This window comes from Tsukamurella tyrosinosolvens, assembly GCF_900104775.1.
GTDB classification, from domain to species: Bacteria; Actinomycetota; Actinomycetes; order Mycobacteriales; family Mycobacteriaceae; genus Tsukamurella; species Tsukamurella tyrosinosolvens.
Window position 1 is genome coordinate 2,096,048 of record NZ_FNSA01000003.1, and the last position, 19,422, is coordinate 2,115,469.

Sequence of the window (19,422 nt, forward strand, 5' to 3'; positions counted from 1 at the left end):
TCCCGCGGGAACTTCTCACCAATCATCGGGTTGCAACCGCCGCGGCGGTGAACAACTCCCGCGGGAATCTCCGCGTCGCTGATCCGGCCCGCGCGGGTCGCCCGTCGTGGACGATGGGGACGTCGGCGTGGGGGCGCCGAGGTGGGGGTGCATCCGTGTCCGATGGCGAGTCGATTCTCCGCAAACACAGGCTGGAGATGCTGGCGACGGGGTCGACCGACCGCCAGATCCGCCGGTGGGTCGACGACGGAAGGATGACCCGCGTCTGGCGCGGCAGTTATCACCAGGGGACGAAGCTCGAGCCCTGGGTGGAACTCGCGCTCTCCGCGAGGTCCGCGGCGGAACGATCCGCTGCCGGCCTGGTCCTGAGCCATGCTGCTGCGGCTGCGCTGCACGGTATGGAGGTGCTCACCTTCGATTGGCGCACCGTCGAATTCACCCGCGACGGCCGGCGGGGAGGAGGCAAGGACGGGCGACGTCGCGTGCACATTCGCCGGCTCGACGCCGCGGACATCGCCGCCGTGGACGGCATCGCCGTCACCACGGTCGCCCGGACCGCGCTCGATCTGGCGCTGGCCGGCACGTTCGAGCAGGCGGTGTGCGCCCTGGACGCGGCGCTACGGATGGGGATCACCCTCGACGAGCTGCACGCGGCGGTGGACCGGCTCGGCCGTCGCCGGGGCATCGCGACGCTGCGGGCGGCGTTGCCAGAGGCGGACGGACGCTCCGAGTCCGTCGGAGAATCGCGGAGTCGCGCCCTCATGCTCTCGTGGCCGGAGATCCCGCGCCCGGACCTGCAGCGGGAGTTCTTCAACCGCGCCGGCGCGCTCGAGGCTCGGGTGGACTTCTTATTCGGGGAGACCGTCGTCGGCGAGTTCGACGGGGCCGGCAAGCAGAAACAGGGCTACGACTCCGACGCCCGACTCAAGCGCGACACACTCCTCATGGACCGCGGCCTGTGGCCCACGCACTGGGCGTGGAAGGACTGCGCCGAGCCGGATCGCCTCCGAACCAAGCTCCGCGACGCCCTCCGTCCCCACGGCCTGCTGCTCGACAGCTCCTCCCGCGGGAGGCTTTCACCCGTGCGCGGGTTGCAATCTGATGATGAGTGAAAACCCCCCGCGGGAAGACGTGAGCGTCAGCGTGCGGTGACGACGGGGCCGTTCGCGCCCGCTGCGATGCTCACGAGCCGGCCGTCGCGATGTGCTGCAGTGAGCACCCCGCCCGCGTCTCGGATGGCCCAGTTCTCGGCCCAGTAGGTGATGCCCGGCTCGACGTCGAGGGGCGGCTTGCCCCAGATCGCGTGGTCCGGGACGACCTGAATCTCGATGTCGTCGTGGAGCATCACCAGCCAACCGTTCCACCGGACCTCGGGTGCGTAGTCGGCCAACGGCCGAGGGACGATGACGGGGACCCGGTCGAAGCCGTCGCGGACATCCCAGACGCCCGAAGGGGTTCGCGAAGAGCCCCACGCTCTCCGTGCCTGCGTGATGTGGTCCACGACGAAGACGATCAAGGAGTTCGCCTCGTCGAGGTCGACCTCCAACCAGCGGGGATCCGTTGAGATGAGGGTAGAGCCGGAGTAGTCGAAGAAGGTGCCTCCGACGGTGAACATCCAGTCGAATGCCATGCCGACCTCGTCGCCGACGGGGCGACCGATTGCCAGACAGTCGGTGTCGGCGGTGATGCGGGGCAGCATTCCGTCGGTGATGTCGGCGGCGGTGAGGTACTCGCCTGGGGAGTCGGGGACGGGCGTAAGGGACCATCGGGCGACGAATTGCTCGACCAACCGACCGTCGAATCCGGCGCCGACCGCGAGTTCGGCCGAGGGAACGAAGGGATGCACGGCAACGGTGATGCCCATGCAGTGAGTGTATGTCGTGCCGTATGTGCGGTCGGAACCTCTGCACGCGGCACCGTCGGAACCGACGGTGTGACCCGGGCTCGAAACCGCGCACCGTCATCGGGAATACTGGAGCCCCACACGTCCCAGCTACGAGGAGACCCATCAGTGACCACTGATCCCCAGACCGCACCCGTCACCGGCACCGCACGCGTCAAGCGCGGCATGGCCGAGATGCTCAAGGGCGGCGTGATCATGGACGTGGTGACCCCCGAGCAGGCGAAGATCGCCGAGGACGCCGGTGCGGTCGCGGTCATGGCGCTCGAGCGCGTGCCCGCCGACATCCGCGCCCAGGGCGGCGTCAGCCGCATGTCGGACCCGGACATGATCGACGGCATCATCGAGGCCGTCAGCATCCCGGTCATGGCGAAGGCTCGTATCGGCCACTTCGTCGAGGCGCAGATCCTGCAGGCCCTCGGGGTGGACTACATCGACGAGTCCGAGGTCCTGACCCCGGCCGACTACAGCAACCACATCGACAAGTTCGCCTTCACCGTGCCCTTCGTCTGTGGCGCGACCAACCTGGGCGAGGCGCTGCGCCGCATCACCGAGGGTGCCGCGATGATCCGCAGCAAGGGCGAGGCCGGCACCGGCGACGTCTCCAACGCGACCACGCACATGCGCAAGATTCGCGACGAGATCCGCCGCCTGACCTCGCTGCCCGAGGACGAGCTGTACGTCGCCGCCAAGGAGCTGCAGGCGCCGTACGACCTGGTCGTCGAGGTCGCCAAGAACGGCAAGCTGCCCGTGACCCTGTTCACCGCGGGCGGCATCGCCACCCCGGCCGACGCGGCGATGATGATGCAGCTCGGCGCCGAAGGCGTGTTCGTGGGCTCCGGCATCTTCAAGTCGGGCAACCCCGAGCAGCGCGCCAAGGCGATCGTCGCCGCCACGACGTTCTACGACGACCCCGGCAAGCTCGCCGAGGTCTCGCGCGGGCTCGGCGAAGCGATGGTCGGAATCAACGTCGATGACATCCCGCAGCCGCATCGCCTGGCGGAACGCGGCTGGTAACGGCATGTCGCCCGCCGGTGTCCGACGATTCGCGCTAGCGTCGAGGCTGCGCGTGTCGGGCAGACGCGGGATGTGAAGTGGAAGCAGTGAGGCGGAGGATGTCAGACCAAGCAACGGCCAGGGCCACCCAGGAGTACGGGGCCCAGACGTCCCTGGGTGGATCGCAGGTGGAGGCGGCGCCCAACGTGTTGCGCGTACTCGCGTACATCGCTGATCTGTGCCTCGCGGCGACAGTGGTCGCCCTCGCCCTGATCGTCAACGTCGTGGCCGGCCTCGAGCTCGGCTGGGTGTTCCTCGGGATCGGTGCCGCTGTCGCGATCATCGCGTCGATCGTGCTGCACGGCCTTTACGGCGCGAGCCCCGGCAAGCTGCTCGCGGGTCTCAAGGTGGTCGACGCGGACTCCCACCACCCGATCGGTTTCCCGTCGTCCGCGATCCGCTCGGTCGTCTTCAACGTTCTCGCGCCGCTCGTCTACCTCCCGGCCTGGTCGATCCTGGCCGACGGTGGCCGCCGCGGCGTCCACGAGAAGGCCTCGAAGTCCACCGTGGTCGACGACGCCGACGTCGCGACCCCGTCCCGCGCGCAGGCGCCCGCACCGTCGGGCCCGCTCGGCGGCCTGGTGACGGGAGAGTCCGACAGCACCCTGCAGCGCATCCCGACCCCGCTGCCGGAGGAGACCCGCGTCGACGCGGTCGCCGCCGGAGCGGCCACCGAGGTCGTCGAGACCGGCGAGCCCCGGGAGCGGCTCCAGCCCCCGACGCTGCCGCCGCTGCCCGACGATGTTCCCGGCCTGCGCCCGATCCCGCCGCGCTTCGGTCCGCCGCCCACCGAGGGCGACGAGCCCACGACCGGTCTGCCGCCGGCCGCTGCGTTCGCGCCCCCGCCGGCGCAGGCGGCGCAGCAGCCGCCCCAGCAGTTCGCGCCGCGCCCCAGCGGGCCCACCGGCCCCAGCGGCCAGCCTCGCGGTCCCGTGCAGGGGCAGCCGCCCGCGGGCCCGCCGGCGGGTCGGCCGCTCGCGCCCCAGGGCGCTCAGCCCCAGGGCCAGCCGCAACAGCCTCAGCAGCCGCGCCCGCCGGCCCCCGCACCGACGGGTGGCGCGCCGATCGTGCTGCGCTTCGACGACGGGCACTCGGTCGACGTCCGCGGCGACGGCATCATCGGCCGCGAGCCGGTCGTGCCGCAGAGTGCGGACCCGTCGAAGGTCACCAAGCACGTGCTGGTCGACGACACCGCTTCGGTGTCGAAGACCCACTTGCTGTTCGGCATCACCCGCGGTGAACTGTGGGTGGAGGACGTGGGCTCGACCAACGGTTCCGCGATCGCGCTGGGCGATTCGTGGACCGAGCTCACCAAGGGAGTCAGGTACGCCGTGGAGAAGGGCAGCGTCGTGCATATGGGTCAGCGCAGTTTCAAGGTGTTCGGCGGATGACGACAGAAGCGGGGGAGGCGCGCTCCGAGATCGTCTACGGAGTGCAGGGCGGCGTGTCCATGAAGTGGGTCGCCATCAGTAATCCCGGTCGGGTGCGCCTGACCAACGAGGACGGTGCGCTCACCGGTCCCGGCATGTTCCTGCTGGCAGACGGCATGGGAGGCCACGACGCCGGCGAGGTGGCCTCGGCCGCCGCGCTCGAGGCGCTGGCCGAGGTCTTCGGCCCGGAGCCCGCGGACGCGCAGGTGGTGATGGAGCAGGTCGTCGACCGGCTGCGCGACGCGCACGCCGCGATCGAGGCCATCGACTCCGAGACCGGCAAGCGGGCGGGCACCACGGTGACCGGCGTGCTGCTCACCACCTACGAGGGCGTGCCGCACTGGCTGGTGGTCAATATCGGCGACTCGCGCACCTATCGCCTCGCGGAGGGCTACTTCGAGCAGCTGACCGTCGACCACTCGCAGGTCCAGGAGCTCATCAACGGCGGCTTCCTCAGCCCCGAGCAGGCCCGCGTCGACCCGCGCCGCAACGTCATCACCCGCGCCCTCGGCGCCGGGATGGAGCCCGACGCCGACTTCTGGATCGTCCCGGCGCAGCCGCGCGAGAAGCTGCTGGTGTGCTCCGACGGCCTCAACGGCGAGCTCACAGACGACGAGATCCGGCAGATCCTCGAGAGCGACGTGCCGATCGACGAGTGCGCGGATCAGCTCGTCGCCGGGGCGCTCAACGCCGGCGGACGCGACAACGTGACGGTGATCGTGGTGGACGCCACGACGGAAGACACCGATCCGGACTGGTGACCTGAGTAGAGTCATCCCTCGTGGCTGACATCGAAGCGCTGCTGAGTCTGGAACAGATCGACCGCGACATCTTCCGCGGCATTCACGCCCCGTCGGTGCTGGTCCGGACGTTCGGCGGCCAGGTGGCCGGCCAGGCCCTGCGGTCGGCCATCGAGACCGTGCCGGACACCATGCAGGTGCACTCGCTGCACGGCTACTTCCTGCGGCCCGGCAATCCGGACGCCGACACCGTCTTCCTCGTGGACCGGATCCGCGACGGCCGGTCCTTCTGCACCCGTCGGGTCAACGGCGTGCAGGACGGCGAGGCGATCTTCTCCATGTCGGCGTCGTTCCAGCTGCCCGGCCAGGACGGCATCGAGCACGCCGACGAGATGCCGCCCACCCAGGACCCCGAGTCCGTGCTCAGCCCGCGCGAGGACCCCAACGCCACACGGGAGAGCCTCGGACTGTTCGAGGAGTGGAGCGACTGGGACATCCGGATCGTCCCGCAGGACGAGACGGCCCCGTACGTGGGCCGCGCGGTGCACCAGCAGGTGTGGTTCCGGCACATCAAGCGCCTGCCCGACGATCAGAACACCCACGTCAGCGCGCTCGCCTACATGAGCGACATGACCCTGCTCGGCTCCGCGCGCGTGGCGCACCCGGGAGTCGACACCCAGGTGGCGTCGCTCGACCACGCCATGTGGTTCCTGCGGCCCTTCCGCGCCGATGAGTGGCTCCTCTACGACCAGACCTCCCCGTCCGCCGGGGGTGGGCGTGCGCTCACCGCCGGGCGGATCTTCGCGCGCGACGGGGCGCTCGTCGCCGTCGTCATCCAGGAGGGCCTGCACCGCTTCCGGGCGTGACCGCGCCGCCGTTTAGGCTGGCTCCCCGTGACCGTACGGATCGGAGTCCTCGCTCTCCAGGGTGACGTGCGCGAGCACCGTCACGCGCTCGAGGCGGCCGGCGCCGTCACCACGACGGTGCGGACCGCCGAAGACCTCGCTGCGGTGGACGGCATCGTCATCCCCGGCGGGGAGTCGACCACGATGAGTCGGCTGCTCGGCGTCTTCGACCTCTTCGACCCGCTCCGCGACGCCCTCGCCGCGGGCCTCCCGGCCTACGGTTCCTGCGCCGGCATGATCCTGCTCGCCTCGGAGGTGCTCGACACCCGCCCGGACGCGCGCTGCCTCGGAGCCATCGACATGACGGTGCGACGGAACGCCTTCGGCCGGCAGGTCGACTCCTTCGAGACCGACCTCGCGGTCGAGGGCGTCGACGGTGCCCCGGTGCGTGCGGTGTTCATCCGCGCGCCGTGGGTGGAGCGCGTCGGCGAGGGCGTCGAGGTGCTGGCGAGGGTGCCCGCGGGGGCCGGTCCGACGGCGGGTACGGTGGTCGCTGTTCGACAGGGTGTGACGATGGCCACATCCTTCCATCCCGAGGTCACGGGCGATCTGCGGATCCACCGTCGCTTCGTGGACAGTGTCCGGCGGCGATGACCCCGCCGCGGAAGAGGGGAGTGGCGTCGTGAGCTACATGCCGGTGACGGATTCGATGTTCCTGATGGCGGAGTCCCGTGAGCATCCGATGCACGTCGGCGGTCTGCAGCTGTTCACGCCGCCCGAGGGCGCGGGGCCCGATTTCGTGCGCTCGGTGGTCGAGACGATGCGCGACCATACGAAGGTCAGCGAGAAGTTCGGCCGGCGTCCCGCGGACCCCGTCGGGATCCTCGGCAACACCTGGTGGTCCGAGGTCGATTCGATCGACCTCGAGTACCACGTCCGGCACTCCGCGCTGCCCCAGCCGGGCCGCATCCGGGAGCTGTTCCAGCAGGTCTCCCTGTGGCACGAGACCCTCCTGGACCGGCATCGCCCGATGTGGGAGGTGCACGTCATCGAGGGCCTGGAGGACGGCCGGTTCGCGGTCTACTCGAAGGTCCATCACTCGCTGGTCGACGGGGTGTCCGCCCTGCGGTACATGACGCTGGCCCTGTCGCCCGATCCGGACGACCGCGAGGGCCGCGTGGTCTGGCAGCCCGGTCTCGGGCGCCGCCGGAAGCCGGAGACGGCGGAGGCACCGTCGAAGGGCGGCCTGCCCTTCAACCCGCTCAGCGCGGCGAAGCAGATCGGCGGCCTCACCGGCGAGGTGCTGGGCATGCTGCCCGCCTCGATGAAGGTCGCGGGCACGTCCATCCGGGACCACGACTACAAGGCGCCCTTCCAGGCCCCGCACACCATCTTCAACGTGCCGATCGGCGGCGCGCGACGGTTCGTCGCGCAGTCGTACTCGCTGGATCGGATCGACGCGGTCCGGCAGAAGGCCGGCGCGACGGTCAACGACATCGTGCTCGCCATGTGCGGCGCCGCCCTGCGCGCCTACCTGCTGGAACTGAACGAGCTGCCCGACCGCTCGCTGACGGCGATGGTGCCGGTGTCGCTGCACAAGGAGGGTTCCGAGTCCTCCTCGAATGCGGTCGGCGCCGTGATCTCGACGCTGGCGACCGATCTCACCGACCCCGCGGCGCGGGTGACCGCGATCCAGGATTCGGTGCGCGCCGCGCGCAAGGTGATGGGCGAGTTGTCGCCGCTGCAGGTCCTCGCGCTCAGCGCGGCCAACATCGCGGGCCTCGCGCCGGGCATGCTGCCCGGGTACCGGGGCGTCGCGCGGCCGCCGTTCAACCTGGTCATCTCGAACGTCCCGGGGCCGCGCGAGGCGATGTACTGGAACGGTGCGCACCTCGACGGCGTCTACCCCGCGTCCATCCCGTGGGAAGGCCAGGCGGTGAACATCACCATCTGCACCAACAACCGGAACCTGGAGTTCGGGATCACGGCGTGCCGGACGTCGGTCCCGCACGTGCAGCGCCTCATCCACCACCTCGAGGACGCGTTGTCGGAGCTGGAGAAGGCTTTCACGTAAACTCGCAGGGTTGAGACAGCGCACCCGAACGGAATCGAGGGATCGATGAGCGGCCATTCCAAATGGGCCACCACCAAGCACAAGAAGGCGGCGATCGACGCCAAGCGCGGCAAGCTCTTCGCCAAGCTGATCAAGAACATCGAGGTCGCGGCCCGCACGGGTGGTAGCGATCCCGACGGCAACCCGACGCTGTACGACGCCATCCAGAAGGCGAAGAAGACCTCGGTCCCGAACGACAACATCGAGCGCGCCCGGAAGCGCGGCGGTGGCGAGGAGGCGGGCGGCGCCGACTGGCAGACCATCATGTACGAGGGTTACGGCCCCAACGGCGTGGCGGTCCTCATCGAGTGCCTGACCGACAACCGCAACCGCGCCGCCGGCGAGGTCCGCGTCGCGATGACCCGCAACGGCGGCAACATGGCCGACCCGGGCTCCGTCGCGTACCTGTTCACCCGCAAGGGCATCGTCACCCTGGACAAGAACGACCAGGCCGAGGACGACGTGCTCATGGCCGTGCTCGACGCGGGCGCCGAGGAGATCAGCGACCTGGGCGACCAGTTCGAGATCATCTCCGAGCCGACCGATCTCGTCGCGGTGCGCAGCGCGCTGCAGGAGGCCGGCATCGATTACGAGTCGGCCGAGTCCGGCTTCCGCGCGTCGGTCGAGGTCCCCGTCGACGCCGACGGTGCGCGCAAGGTGTTCAAGCTGGTCGACGCGCTGGAGGACAGCGACGACGTGCAGAACGTGTACACCAACGTCGACATCTCCGACGAGGTCCTGGCGGAGCTCGACGAGGACTGATGCCCTGAGATTGCCGTATCGCATCGCCCCTACTGTGCGGTAATAATGCGTCAGGATATTCTCAGGTTGTGACTCCCACCCGAACGGCGCTGCGCCGTGCCCCGGCCCTGGCGTTGGTGGTGGCCCTGCTGCTCGGAGCCGGCGGTGCGGCGGTCTGGGAATCGGGGCGCGCCGAGACCGTGCACGGTGCGACGGCGGTGGGGGTCGAGTTCGGCGCGCTGGGCCGCGACGACGCGACCCACCGCCTCGACGATGCGGCGAAGCGCGTGGATGCGGAGCCGATCACGCTGCGCACCGCGAAGGGTGAGGTCCGGCTCCAGCCCGCGCAGCTCGGGCTGTCCATGGACGTGCCGGGCACCGTCCAGCGCGCGATCGACGAGCGCTCGCCGCTGCGGGACCTGATCGGGCTGGTCAGAGACCGGCACGTGCACCCCGCCTCCACGCTGAACCGGCAGGTCTTCGACGCCGCCATCACGAAGGCCTCCGGCGCCCTGACGTCGGAGGCCGGCGACGGCGCCGTGATCTTCCGGGGCGGCAAGCCCGTCGCCGTCGAGCCCAAGGCCGGCGACAAGATCGACCTGGCCAGGGCCGCGGAGGCCGTCGCCGCCGCGTGGCCCGACTCCACCGACATCACCGTCCCCACGGAGGCCGTGCGGCCCACCGTCTCCGTGGACGTGGTCCGGGCCGTCGCCTCCGGGGCGGCGGTGCGGGCCGTCGCCTCCGACGTCGTCCTCCGCCGCGACGCGGTGGGGCAGGTGGCCGCGGGCACCGTCGGCCGGGTCACCGGGACCGACATCGGCACGTTCCTCTCCTTCCAGCCCGACGGTGCCGGCAACCTCGCGCCCAAGGTCGACCGCGAGGCGGCGAAGAAGGTCCTCGGCACGCGGCTCGAATCCGCCGTCGCCAAGCCCAAGGACGCGAGCTTCGACCTGTCGGGCGGCACCCCGACGGTGACCGAGGCGGTCCCCGGCCGTGAGGTCGTGTGGGATCCGACGCTCGACGCCGTCACCAAGGCCGTCACCGAGCAGTCCGCCCAGGGCCGCACCGCGACCGCGCAGTTCAAGGCCGTCGAGCCCAAGGTGTCGACCGCCAAGGCCAAGGAGCTCGGCGTGCGCGAGGTGGTTAGCGAGTTCTCCACCGGCGGCTTCAGCGACGCCTCGGGCGTGAACATCCGCAGGGTCGCCCAGCAGGTGAACGGCGCCGTCGTGCTGCCCGGCGAGACCTTCTCGCTCAACGGCTACACCGGCCCCCGCGGCACCGCCCAGGGCTATGTCGAGTCCGGCATCATCAACAACGGCCGCCCCGATAAGGCCGTCGGCGGTGGCATCTCGCAGTTCGCCACGACGCTCTACAACGCCGCCTACTTCGCCGGCCTCGAGGACGCGGGCCACACCGAGCACAGCTACTACATCTCCCGGTACCCCGAGGCGCGCGAGGCCACCGTCTTCGAGGGCGCGATCGACCTGCAGTTCCGCAACGACACCCCGTACGGCGTCGTCATCGAGTCCAGCGCGGGCTCGTCGTCGGTGTCCGTGCGGATGTGGAGCACGAAGACGCGCGAGGTGTCGTCGAGCACCGGCTCGCGGAGCCTGCCGACGCAGCCGTCGACCATCCGGCTCGCCAAGGGCCCGCACTGCGTGGCCAGCACCGGCCAGCCCGGCTTCACCACCAGCAACACCCGGACGATCACCGACGTCAAGACCGGCAGCGTCCTCTCCCGCCACACCCGCACCGTGAAGTACGACCCGGTGCCCACGGTCATCTGCGAGTAGGTAGGCGCGTCGCTGCGTCCCGGTGGCGCACGGTGCGGGTATGCTCTCGAACAAAGGTTTGACTGTTCGACGGTGCGCGGAGGTACGGCGATGCGGGTGATGGGGGTGGACCCCGGGCTCACGCGTTGCGGCCTGTCGGTGGTCGAGACGGGCGCGGGCCGCAAGGTCACGGCGCTCGACGTCGACGTGGTGCGCACCCCGTCGACCATGCCGCTGGCGGAGCGGCTCCTGGCCGTGTGGACCGCCGCCGAGTTCTGGATGGACACCCACGAGCCCGACGTGATCGCCGTGGAGCGGGTCTTCGCGCAGCACAACGTGTCCACGGCAATGGGCACCGCGCAGGCCGGCGGCGTCGTCGCGCTGGCCGCCGCGCGCCGCGGCATCGACGTGCACTTCCACACCCCGTCGGAGGTGAAGGCCGCGGTCACCGGCAACGGTAACGCCGGCAAGGCGCAGGTCACCGCCATGATCACCCGGATCCTCGGGCTGCAGAAGGCGCCCGAGCCCGCGGACGCGGCGGACGCCCTCGCGCTCGCCGTCTGCCACAGTTGGCGCGCACCGATGATCGCCCGGATGGCCGAGGCGGAACGTCGTGCGGCGGAACAGAAGAAGGTCTTCGAGCAGCGGCTCGCGGCACAACGCCGCGGCAAGGGCAGTGCGGGCCGCACGGTCACAGGAGGAGTGCGATGATCGCGTCGCTGCGCGGCGAGGTACGGCACATCGGGCTCGACCACGTGGTGGTCGAGTGCGCGGGCGTGGGCTACAAGGTGCTCGTCGCCCCGGCGACGGCGGGTGCGCTCACCCGCGGCGCCGAGGGCTCGCTGCTCACCTCGATGGTGGTGCGCGAGGACTCGATGACGCTGTACGGCTTCACCGACGGGCCGCAGCAGGAGCTCTTCCACCTCCTGCAGACCGTGCAGGGCGTCGGTCCACGGCTCGCGATGGCCGCCATCGCGGTCCTCGAGCCCGCCCAGATGCAGGTCGCGATCGCGTCGGGCGACATCAAGACGCTCTGCCTGATCCCCGGTATCGGCAAGCGGGTCGCCGAGCGGATCCACGTGGACCTCAAGGACAAGGTCAGCGCGGCACCGTCGGACGTCTCCGGCCCGGCCGGGTCGACGGTGTCGGCGGGCGGCGTCTCGCAGCAGCTCCTCGACGCTCTCGAGGGGCTCGGCTTCACCGCGAAGCAGGCCGAGCCGGCGGTCGCGGCCGCCGTCGAGGCCGGGCCCGACAAGTCCGTCTCCGAACTGCTGCGCGACGCCCTGAAGTCGCTGGGACGCGGCTGACGTGCACTACGACGACGAGGTGGGCAGCGAGTTCGACGAGGCCGAGGGCATCATGGGCCCCGCGGCGCTCTCGGGCGACGACACCGAGTCCCTGCGGCCGAAGTCCCTCGACGAGTTCATCGGCCAGCCCAAGGTCCGCGAGCAGCTCCAGCTGGTGCTGCACGGCGCGAAGCTCCGCGGCGGCACCCCGGACCACATCCTGCTGTCCGGGCCGCCCGGCCTGGGCAAGACCAGTCTCGCGATGATCATCGCGGCGGAGCTGGGGACCGCCCTGCGGGTCACCTCCGGCCCCGCCCTCGAGCGCGCCGGCGATCTCGCCGCGATGCTGTCGAACCTCGTCGAGGGCGACGTGCTGTTCATCGACGAGATCCACCGCATGGCCCGCCCCGCCGAGGAGATGCTCTACCTTGCGATGGAGGACTTCCGCGTCGACGTGGTGGTGGGCAAGGGCCCCGGCGCGACGTCCATCCCGCTCGACGTGGCGCCGTTCACCCTCGTGGGAGCCACCACCCGGTCCGGCGCGCTCACCGGCCCGCTGCGCGACCGGTTCGGCTTCACCGCGCACATGGACTTCTACGAGACGGCCGACCTGGTGCAGGTCATCGAGCGCAGCGCGAAGATCCTCGGCATCACCATCGAGCGGGAGGCGGCCGCCGAGATCGGCAGCCGCAGTCGTGGCACGCCCCGCATCGCCAACCGCCTGCTGCGGCGCGTCCGCGACTTCGCCGACGTCCGCGCCGACGGGACCGTCACCGTCGACGTCGCGCGCGGGGCGCTCAAGGTCTACGACGTCGACGAGCTGGGCCTCGACCGCCTCGACCGCGCCGTGCTCGGCGCCCTGATCCGCAGCTTCGGCGGTGGTCCCGTGGGCGTCTCCACGCTGGCCGTGGCCGTCGGCGAGGAACCCGGCACCGTCGAGGAGGTGTGCGAGCCGTTCCTCGTGCGCGCCGGCATGCTCGCCCGCACGCCGCGCGGCCGCGTCGCCACGATGGCGGCCTGGCACCACCTGGGGCTCGAGCCGCCCGCGGGCGCGCTCGCCTCCGGCATCGAGGTCCGCGCGGATGTCGACCCCGACGATCGCCTGTTCTAGTCCTCCGCGTCCTGCGGTCCCGCGCCCGGCGGCGTAGACAGGAGGCGTGGACCCGGTCGGAGAAGGACTGCGCGGCCGCGTGGCGGTCGTCGCGGGGGCGACGCGCGGTGCCGGGCGCGGTATCGCCGCCGGTCTCGCGGAGCAGGGCGCCACGGTCGTGTGCACCGGCCGCAGCAGCCGCGCCGGAGATCCCTCCATCGCGTCCGACTACGCGCGGCCCGAGACCATCGAGGAGACGGCCGAGCTGGTGGACGCCCTCGGCGGCGCGGGTGTCGCCGTGCAGGTCGACCACCTCGACCCGCACCAGGTCGCGCGCCTCGCGGACCGACTTCGCGCGGAGTACGGGCGGATCGACGTGCTGGTCAACGACATCTGGGGCGGCGAGCTGCTCAAGGGGCCGCCCCCGACGTGGAACACTCCGTTGTGGCGGCAGGACCTCGACGCGGGACTGCGCCTGCTCCGTCTCGCCGTCGACACCCATCTCATCACCGCGCACTTCCTCACGCCGTTGCTCATCGAGCGTCCGGGCGGGCTGCTCGTGGAGATCACCGACGGGACCGCGGACTTCAACGCCGACACCTACCGGATCTCGGTCTTCTACGACCTCGCGAAGACGTCGATCAACCGGCTCGCCTTCTCCCAGGGCCACGAGCTCGCCGAGGTCGGCGCGACCGCCGTCGCCGTCACCCCCGGCTGGCTGCGCTCGGAGATGATGCTCGACGCGTACGGCGTCACCGAGAACGACTGGCGGGCGGCGTTCACCGAGCGCGCCGGGCACCCCGCCGCGCCGCCGGGTTTCGCCTACTCCGAGTCGCCCCGCTTCGTCGGCCGCGGGATCGCCGCCCTCGCGGCGGATCCCGGCCGCGCACGCTGGAACCGGCGGTCCGTCAGCTCCGCGGAACTCGCGGCGGAGTACGGCGTCACCGACGTCGACGGCACCCGGCCCGACAGCTGGGCCGGGCGCCGCGACTGATCATCCCTTCGGCGCGGTGAGGTCGTACACCGTGACCCCGTCGACGGTCCGCGACGGATAAGTCTTCTCCACCCACGACCGGATCTCGGCCGCGGTGCCGGAACCGCCGAATCCTCCGAAGCTGCCGCCCGATTCGGCCAGGAAGTAGTGGATCCTGCCGTCGCGGACGTACTGCTGGAACTGCGCGAGCGTGGGGGAGGGGTCGGTGCCGTTGAAGCCGCCGATCGGCATCACGGGCTTCTCCGTGGCGAGCTGATAGCCGGCGGCGGCGTTCGCGCCGACCGTCGCCGCGACCCACGTGTAGCGCTGCGCGTCCGCGAGCAGGAGTGCGGTCACCTCGGGCCCGGCCGTGCTGCCCATCAGGAACGACGGTCCGCCGCCGCGCTCGTCCCCGCCGGGCGCGCCGGTGCGCCCACCCACGGGCCGGGTGCCACCGGCCGGACCGCCGACACCGCCGCTGGGCCGCTCCATCCGGCCCATCGCGCCGCCCGGGCCGAAACCGTGACCGCTCGACGGGCCCGCCGAGACGATGGCGCCCTGGCGCGGCGACATGATCGTCTCCGCGGTGAACGCCACCTGCCCGGCGATCGCGGCGAACAGAGCGGTAGCGGCGATCACCCCGCCGAGACGTCGCGTGCGGGGCGCCGAAGGCAGCAGGGTGGCGAGGATCGCCACCGTCGACACGGCGGCAGCCGCGGCGATCGCCCAGCGCAGCCACGGGTTCCAGTCGGGCGTCTGGTCCAGGATGTACCAGGCGGTGACGCCCGTCGCGGCGACGGCGAGGGCTCCGACGGCGCGGACCCACGCCCGGTCGCGCTCGCGCAGGCCCACCGCCACCCCGATCGCGACCAGCGCCGCGATGGCCGGCGCCAGGGCCACCGTGTAGTACGCGTGGAAGATGCCCGCCATGAAACTGAACGTGATCCCGGTGACGAGCAGCCATCCACCCCAGGCGATCACGGCGGCGCGATCACCGTCCGTCCGTGGGGCGCGCCGCCGCAGGACCGGCACCAGGACGATCGCGAGCAACGCGGCGGGGAGCAGCCAGGCGATCTGGCCGGCCTGCGCCGGTTCGACCATCCGCAGGATGCCGGCGTCGCCGAACATCGAGCCGCCGCGGTGTCCGGGCATCTCCATCCCGGCGGGCAGCTCGAAGCCCGCGGGCAGCTCCATGCCGCCACGCCCCGGCCCGACGCTGCCCTTCTCGTTCCCGTTGAGGCGGCCGAGGCCGTTGTAGCCGAGCGTGAGCTCGAGGATCGAGTTGTTCTGCGAGCCGCCGATCCACGGCCGCGACGCCGCGGGCCACAGCTCGACGGTCAGCAGCCACCAGCCGGCCGCGACGACCATCGCGGCGCCCGCGGCGAACAGCTGCGCGACGCGCTTGCCGGCCTTCGGCGGCCCCGCGACCAGGTAGGTCAGCGCCAGCCCGGGGACGATGAGCATCACGGCCAGCTGCTTGGTCAGGAAGCCGAACCCGACGAAGGCGCCGCACGCGACGAGCCACCGCCACCGGCCGTCCTCGACGGCCCGCAGCATCGCCCAGGTCGCCGCGATCATGAGCAGAACGAGCAGGGCGTCCGGGTTGTTGAACCGGAACATCATGGCCGCCACCGGCGTGACGGCGAGGAGCAGCCCGGCGAGGAGTCCGGCGCCGGCGCCGAAGCGGCGGCGCACCGTCGCGTACAGGAGAGCGACGGACGCCACCCCGAGGAGGGCCTGCGGGACGAGCATCGCCCACGTGTTGACGCCGAACAGGCGGGTCGACACCTCCATCACCCACAGGGAGGCGGGCGGCTTGTCGACGGTGATGGAGTTCGCGCCGTCCGAGCTCCCGAAGAACATCGCCTTCCCGCTGACGGTGCCGGCCTGGACGGCGGCCGAGTAGAAGGCGTTGGCCCAGCCCGCCCGCCCGAGGGCCCAGAGGTAGGCGATCGCCGTCCCCACGAGGAGGACGGCGACCGCGACGCGCTCGCGGGTCTTGGTCACCGGGCCCCGTCCTTGTCCGTGGTGGCCGCGCGGAAGATCAGGCGCAGTCCCAGGAATCGCGTGATCGTCGCGACCAGGTTGGCCACCACGAGCACCGCGAGCTGGATCCCGCGCCCGGCGTCCGGCGCGAACGCCGCGAGCGCGGTGAGGCTGCCGGACGTCAGTGCCCAGGTGAGGAGGAAGACCACCAGGCCCTGCAGGTGGTGGCGGGCAGCTCCCTCGCGCCCGCGCACGCCGAAGGTGAAGGAGCGGTTCGCCGCGATGTTCCCGACCGCCGTGATGAGGAGGGCCGCGAAGTTCGCGCCCTGCGCCCCGATGACCGGGTGCAGCAGCAGGTAGAGGATCGCGTAGGCGACGGTGCTCGCCACGCCGACCGCGGCGAACCGCGCGAGCTGGCCGACCATGTTGCGCGGCACGCCCGCCAGTTGCGGCTCCTCGCGACCGAGGGCGCGACGGACCTCGTCCAGGGGGAGTGCGCCCCGGCCCAGCGCTCGCCCGACCCGGAGCACGCCCTTGAGATCCTTCTTCACCGTGTCGACGATGTCGACGCGGCTGTCGGGGTCGTCCGTCCAGTCCACCGGGACCTCGTGGATGCGCAGGCCCGCCCGCTCGGCGAGCACGAGCAGTTCGGTGTCGAAGAACCACTCGCCGTCCTCGACCAGCGGCAGCAGTTCGCGCGCGACGTCGGTGCGGATCGCCTTGAAACCGCACTGGGCGTCGGAGAAGCGCACCCGCAGAGCGGTGTGCAGCAGCAGGTTGTAGCCGCGGGAGATGACCTCGCGCTTCGGCCCGCGCACCACGTTCGCGCCCCGTCCGAGGCGGGTGCCGATCGCGAGGTCGCTGTGGCCCGAGAGCAGCGGCGCGACGAGGGGATGCAGCGCCTTGAGATCGGTCGAGAGGTCGACGTCCATGTAGACCAGTACGCGGGCGTCGGACTGCGCCCAGACCCGGCGCAGGGCCCGGCCGCGGCCCTTCGCGTCGAGGTGCACCACGCGCACGCCGTCGACCGCGGCGGCCAGCGAATGCGCCACGCGCAGAGTGTCGTCCGTGCTGGCGTTGTCGGCGATGGTGATCCGCGCCGGAATGGCGAGGGAGTCGTCGAGGTACTCCCGCAGCGTCTCGACGCAGTGCGCGATCGTGTGGGCCTCGTTGTAGACGGGGATCACGATGTCGAGGACGGGGGCGGTCTCCGCCCGCTCGTGCCGGTCCTGCGCTGCCGTGACCTTCGGGTCGGGGGCGATCTCGGTTGTCATGCCAATGACCCTGGTTCGCCGCGCTGCCCCGTCCCTGCGGTGCGACTGTGGGGTGGCTGGGAACCGTGCCCCGCGGCCCGTTACCCGTCGCCGACGGTGCCGCCCGCGGCGGTCCGCCAGGCCCGCGGCGTGCTGCCGAACCGCCCGCGGAACCAGCGCGAGAAGTTCGACGGGCTCGAGAACGCCAGGATGCCGGCGATCTCCGCGAACGAGTAGGCGCGGCCCGCCACGAGATGCCGGGCCAGTCCGGCGCGCGCGTCGTCGACCACCTCGGTGAAGGTGGTGCCCTCGGCCGCGAGCCGCCGGTGCACGGTGCGCCGGTCCACCCCGAGGCTGCGGGCCACCTGATCGGCCGAGCACCGCCCGGTGGGGAGCAGCAGGTCGACGAGTTCCCGGATCCGGGCGGTCGCGTCCCGCCCGTGGCCGGTGTCGCCGTCGAGCAGCCGCCGCGTGTACTCCCGCAACTGGGGGTCCGAGCTGGCGGTCGCGCGGTCGAGGTCGGCGGCGGGCATGCGGATCCCGTTGTGGTCGGCGTCGAAGTGCAGAGCGCCGCCGAACATCCGTCGCGCCGTCTCGATCCGGTGCGGTGGGGGATGGCCGAAGGACACGGACAGGGGCGTCCACTCCCGGCCGAGCAATTCGCGTAGCACGCCGTACACCACGCCGACCGCGAGGTCCACGGCCTGGCGGTCCGGGGCGGGGCGCTCGAGGTCGAGTTCGACGCGCACCGTGGCGATCCCATCCGCGACCGACAACCTGGTGTGCAGCGCCTCGTTGTACATCCGCTCGTGCCGGATCAGTACCCGAAGGGCGCTGCGCACGTCGGGCTCCTCACGCAGGACCAGGCTCAGCGGGCCGAGGTGCGACAGTCGCCGGAGTTCGGCGAGACGGAGGCCCAGGTCGTCGCGGCCGGTGACCGCTGCGGCGCGTTCGAGCAGGTCGTTGACGGCGTCCGCGGGCACCCAGCGGTCCTGGATCGTGACGCCGCTCGGGTCGAGACCGCTCGCCCGCAGCAGCAGGCGCGGATCGGCGCCCAGGGTGCGCGTGAGCTCGGAGAAGTTGGCCAGCGAGGCGTAGCGCGCCAAGGGCCGTTTGGTTGTGACCACCATCACCCCTATGTCCCGATGTGAATAGTCATCCGTCCCGCAGGGAACAGTTTACGCCGCGCGGCGCTCGTACTGTCATCTGCATCACACCCCGAGAGGCTCGACGAGAGGAACCCACGACCATGGCGAACGCGATCCGCTTCCACGAGACCGGTGGCCCGGAGGTCCTGCGGTGGGAGACCGTCGAGGTCGAGGAGCCCGGCGCCGGCGAGGTGCTCGTGCGGCATCACGCCGTCGGCCTGAACTTCGCGGACAACTACTACCGCACGGGCCTGTACCCGGTGCCCCTGCCGAACGGCATGGGCGTCGAGGCGGCGGGCGTCGTGCAGCAGGTCGGCCCCGGCGTCGACGGCTTCGTCCCCGGTGACCGCGTCACCTACACCTACACCGGCAGCCCACTCGGCGCGTACAGCACCGAGTTCGTGCTCCCGGCCCGGCATCTCATCCACCTCCCGGACTCCGTCGACTTCGAGACCGCCGCCGCGTGCACCATGCGCGGACTCACCGCCGCGTACCTCCTGCGCCGGATCCACGACTACCGGCCGGGCGACACGATCCTGCTGCACGCCGCCGCCGGCGGCGTGGGACTGATCGTCGCCCAGTGGGCCAAGCTGCTGGGGCTGACGGTGATCGGCACCGTCTCCACCGAGGAGAAGGCCGCGGTCGCCCGCGCGCACGGCGTCGATCACGTCGTCTACTACCGCCGCGAGGACGTCGCCGCCCGGGTGCGGGAGATCACCGGCGGCGCCGGCGTTCCCGTCGTGCTCGACAGCATCGGCGCGGCCACCGTCCAGGCGTCCCTCGACTCCCTCGCCCGACGGGGCCTGCTCGTCTGCTTCGGGACGTCGTCCGGCCCGATCCCGCCGATCGACCCGATGCAGCTCGCCATCAAGGGCTCGCTGTTCGTGACCCGACCAGCGCTCGCCGACTACATCGCCGACCCGCTCGAGCGCGCCGACCTCGCGGGGGAGTTGTTCGGGCACATCGCGGCCGGCCGCATCCGGGTCGACGTGAACCGCACCTACCCGCTCGCCGAGGCCGCCCGCGCCCACACCGACCTCGAATCCGGAGCCCTCGTCGGCTCCAACATCCTGATCCCGTAGATCCGAA

General features: G+C 71.5%; 18 protein-coding genes. 14 read left to right on the forward strand and 4 right to left on the reverse strand.

Translation table 11 applies throughout. The features are described 5' to 3' along the window. Positions 1 to 155 precede the first annotated feature (155 nt). Entirely contained in the window at positions 156 to 1,112 is a 957-nt protein-coding gene (locus tag BLW32_RS11580; RefSeq protein ID WP_068742083.1) for a hypothetical protein, read from the forward strand. A 26-nt stretch (positions 1,113 to 1,138) separates the two neighbouring features. On the opposite strand, the gene BLW32_RS11585 is transcribed toward BLW32_RS11580, so the two are convergent. Further along, complete coding sequence (locus BLW32_RS11585; protein ID WP_068742082.1) at positions 1,139 to 1,864, reverse strand: hypothetical protein; 726 nt, start codon at positions 1,862 to 1,864, stop codon at positions 1,139 to 1,141. A 204-nt stretch (positions 1,865 to 2,068) separates the two neighbouring features. Between BLW32_RS11585 and pdxS the strand changes: the two genes are divergently transcribed. The 12 genes from pdxS to BLW32_RS11645 all read left to right on the forward strand — a co-directional run bounded on the left by pdxS (position 2,069) and on the right by BLW32_RS11645 (position 13,967). Then, positions 2,069 to 2,917 (forward strand): pyridoxal 5'-phosphate synthase lyase subunit PdxS, encoded by an 849-nt coding sequence (pdxS, locus tag BLW32_RS11590; protein ID WP_231857406.1) that lies wholly within the window; start codon positions 2,069 to 2,071, stop codon positions 2,915 to 2,917. Between the two features lie 98 nt (positions 2,918 to 3,015). Continuing rightward, entirely contained in the window at positions 3,016 to 4,347 is a 1,332-nt protein-coding gene (locus BLW32_RS11595; protein WP_082791446.1) for an RDD family protein, read from the forward strand. Then, complete coding sequence (locus BLW32_RS11600; protein WP_068525184.1) at positions 4,344 to 5,147, forward strand: PP2C family protein-serine/threonine phosphatase; 804 nt, start codon at positions 4,344 to 4,346, stop codon at positions 5,145 to 5,147. Before BLW32_RS11595 ends, BLW32_RS11600 begins: the two co-directional genes overlap by 4 nt. 20 nt (positions 5,148 to 5,167) lie before the next feature. Beyond that, the gene (locus BLW32_RS11605; RefSeq protein ID WP_068525186.1) at positions 5,168 to 5,992 is read left to right on the forward strand and encodes an acyl-CoA thioesterase; all 825 of its coding nucleotides are present in this window, start codon (positions 5,168 to 5,170) and stop codon (positions 5,990 to 5,992) included. A 27-nt stretch (positions 5,993 to 6,019) separates the two neighbouring features. After that, complete coding sequence (gene pdxT / locus BLW32_RS11610; RefSeq protein WP_068525187.1) at positions 6,020 to 6,625, forward strand: pyridoxal 5'-phosphate synthase glutaminase subunit PdxT; 606 nt, start codon at positions 6,020 to 6,022, stop codon at positions 6,623 to 6,625. A gap of 37 nt (positions 6,626 to 6,662) precedes the next feature. Next, positions 6,663 to 8,045 carry a WS/DGAT/MGAT family O-acyltransferase gene (locus BLW32_RS11615; protein ID WP_068525885.1) on the forward strand — a complete coding sequence of 461 codons (1,383 nt, stop codon included), beginning with the start codon at positions 6,663 to 6,665 and terminating at the stop codon, positions 8,043 to 8,045. Positions 8,046 to 8,090: 45 nt separating this feature from the next. Beyond that, entirely contained in the window at positions 8,091 to 8,846 is a 756-nt protein-coding gene (locus BLW32_RS11620) for a YebC/PmpR family DNA-binding transcriptional regulator (protein ID WP_068525189.1), read from the forward strand. A gap of 68 nt (positions 8,847 to 8,914) precedes the next feature. Continuing rightward, positions 8,915 to 10,618 carry a VanW family protein gene (locus tag BLW32_RS11625; protein WP_068742080.1) on the forward strand — a complete coding sequence of 568 codons (1,704 nt, stop codon included), beginning with the start codon at positions 8,915 to 8,917 and terminating at the stop codon, positions 10,616 to 10,618. A 90-nt stretch (positions 10,619 to 10,708) separates the two neighbouring features. Beyond that, complete coding sequence (ruvC, locus tag BLW32_RS11630) at positions 10,709 to 11,308, forward strand: crossover junction endodeoxyribonuclease RuvC (RefSeq protein WP_068742079.1); 600 nt, start codon at positions 10,709 to 10,711, stop codon at positions 11,306 to 11,308. Beyond that, complete coding sequence (gene ruvA, locus BLW32_RS11635; protein WP_068742078.1) at positions 11,305 to 11,904, forward strand: Holliday junction branch migration protein RuvA; 600 nt, start codon at positions 11,305 to 11,307, stop codon at positions 11,902 to 11,904. Before ruvC ends, ruvA begins: the two co-directional genes overlap by 4 nt. Positions 11,905 to 11,956: 52 nt before the next feature. Further along, a complete protein-coding gene (ruvB, locus tag BLW32_RS11640) occupies positions 11,957 to 12,994 on the forward strand; it encodes a Holliday junction branch migration DNA helicase RuvB (RefSeq protein ID WP_068626777.1) in 1,038 nt (345 codons plus the stop codon). Positions 12,995 to 13,040: 46 nt separating this feature from the next. After that, positions 13,041 to 13,967: an SDR family oxidoreductase gene (locus BLW32_RS11645; RefSeq protein WP_068742077.1), complete on the forward strand. Its 927-nt coding sequence runs from the start codon at positions 13,041 to 13,043 to the stop codon at positions 13,965 to 13,967. Here BLW32_RS11645 and BLW32_RS11650 read toward each other — a convergent pair whose 3' ends face one another. From BLW32_RS11650 to BLW32_RS11660, 3 genes are all read right to left on the reverse strand, one after another. Then, positions 13,968 to 15,953: a glycosyltransferase family 39 protein gene (locus tag BLW32_RS11650; RefSeq protein ID WP_068742076.1), complete on the reverse strand. Its 1,986-nt coding sequence runs from the start codon at positions 15,951 to 15,953 to the stop codon at positions 13,968 to 13,970. Then, positions 15,950 to 17,206 carry a bifunctional glycosyltransferase family 2/GtrA family protein gene (locus BLW32_RS11655; protein ID WP_068525201.1) on the reverse strand — a complete coding sequence of 419 codons (1,257 nt, stop codon included), beginning with the start codon at positions 17,204 to 17,206 and terminating at the stop codon, positions 15,950 to 15,952. Before BLW32_RS11655 ends, BLW32_RS11650 begins: the two co-directional genes overlap by 4 nt. 80 nt (positions 17,207 to 17,286) lie before the next feature. Next, positions 17,287 to 18,315, reverse strand: coding sequence for an AraC family transcriptional regulator (locus BLW32_RS11660; protein ID WP_068742075.1), 1,029 nt, complete (start codon positions 18,313 to 18,315; stop codon positions 17,287 to 17,289). A gap of 119 nt (positions 18,316 to 18,434) precedes the next feature. On the opposite strand from BLW32_RS11660, the gene BLW32_RS11665 reads away from it, so the two are divergent. Then, positions 18,435 to 19,415 carry a quinone oxidoreductase family protein gene (locus BLW32_RS11665; protein ID WP_068525205.1) on the forward strand — a complete coding sequence of 327 codons (981 nt, stop codon included), beginning with the start codon at positions 18,435 to 18,437 and terminating at the stop codon, positions 19,413 to 19,415. Positions 19,416 to 19,422 lie beyond the last annotated feature (7 nt).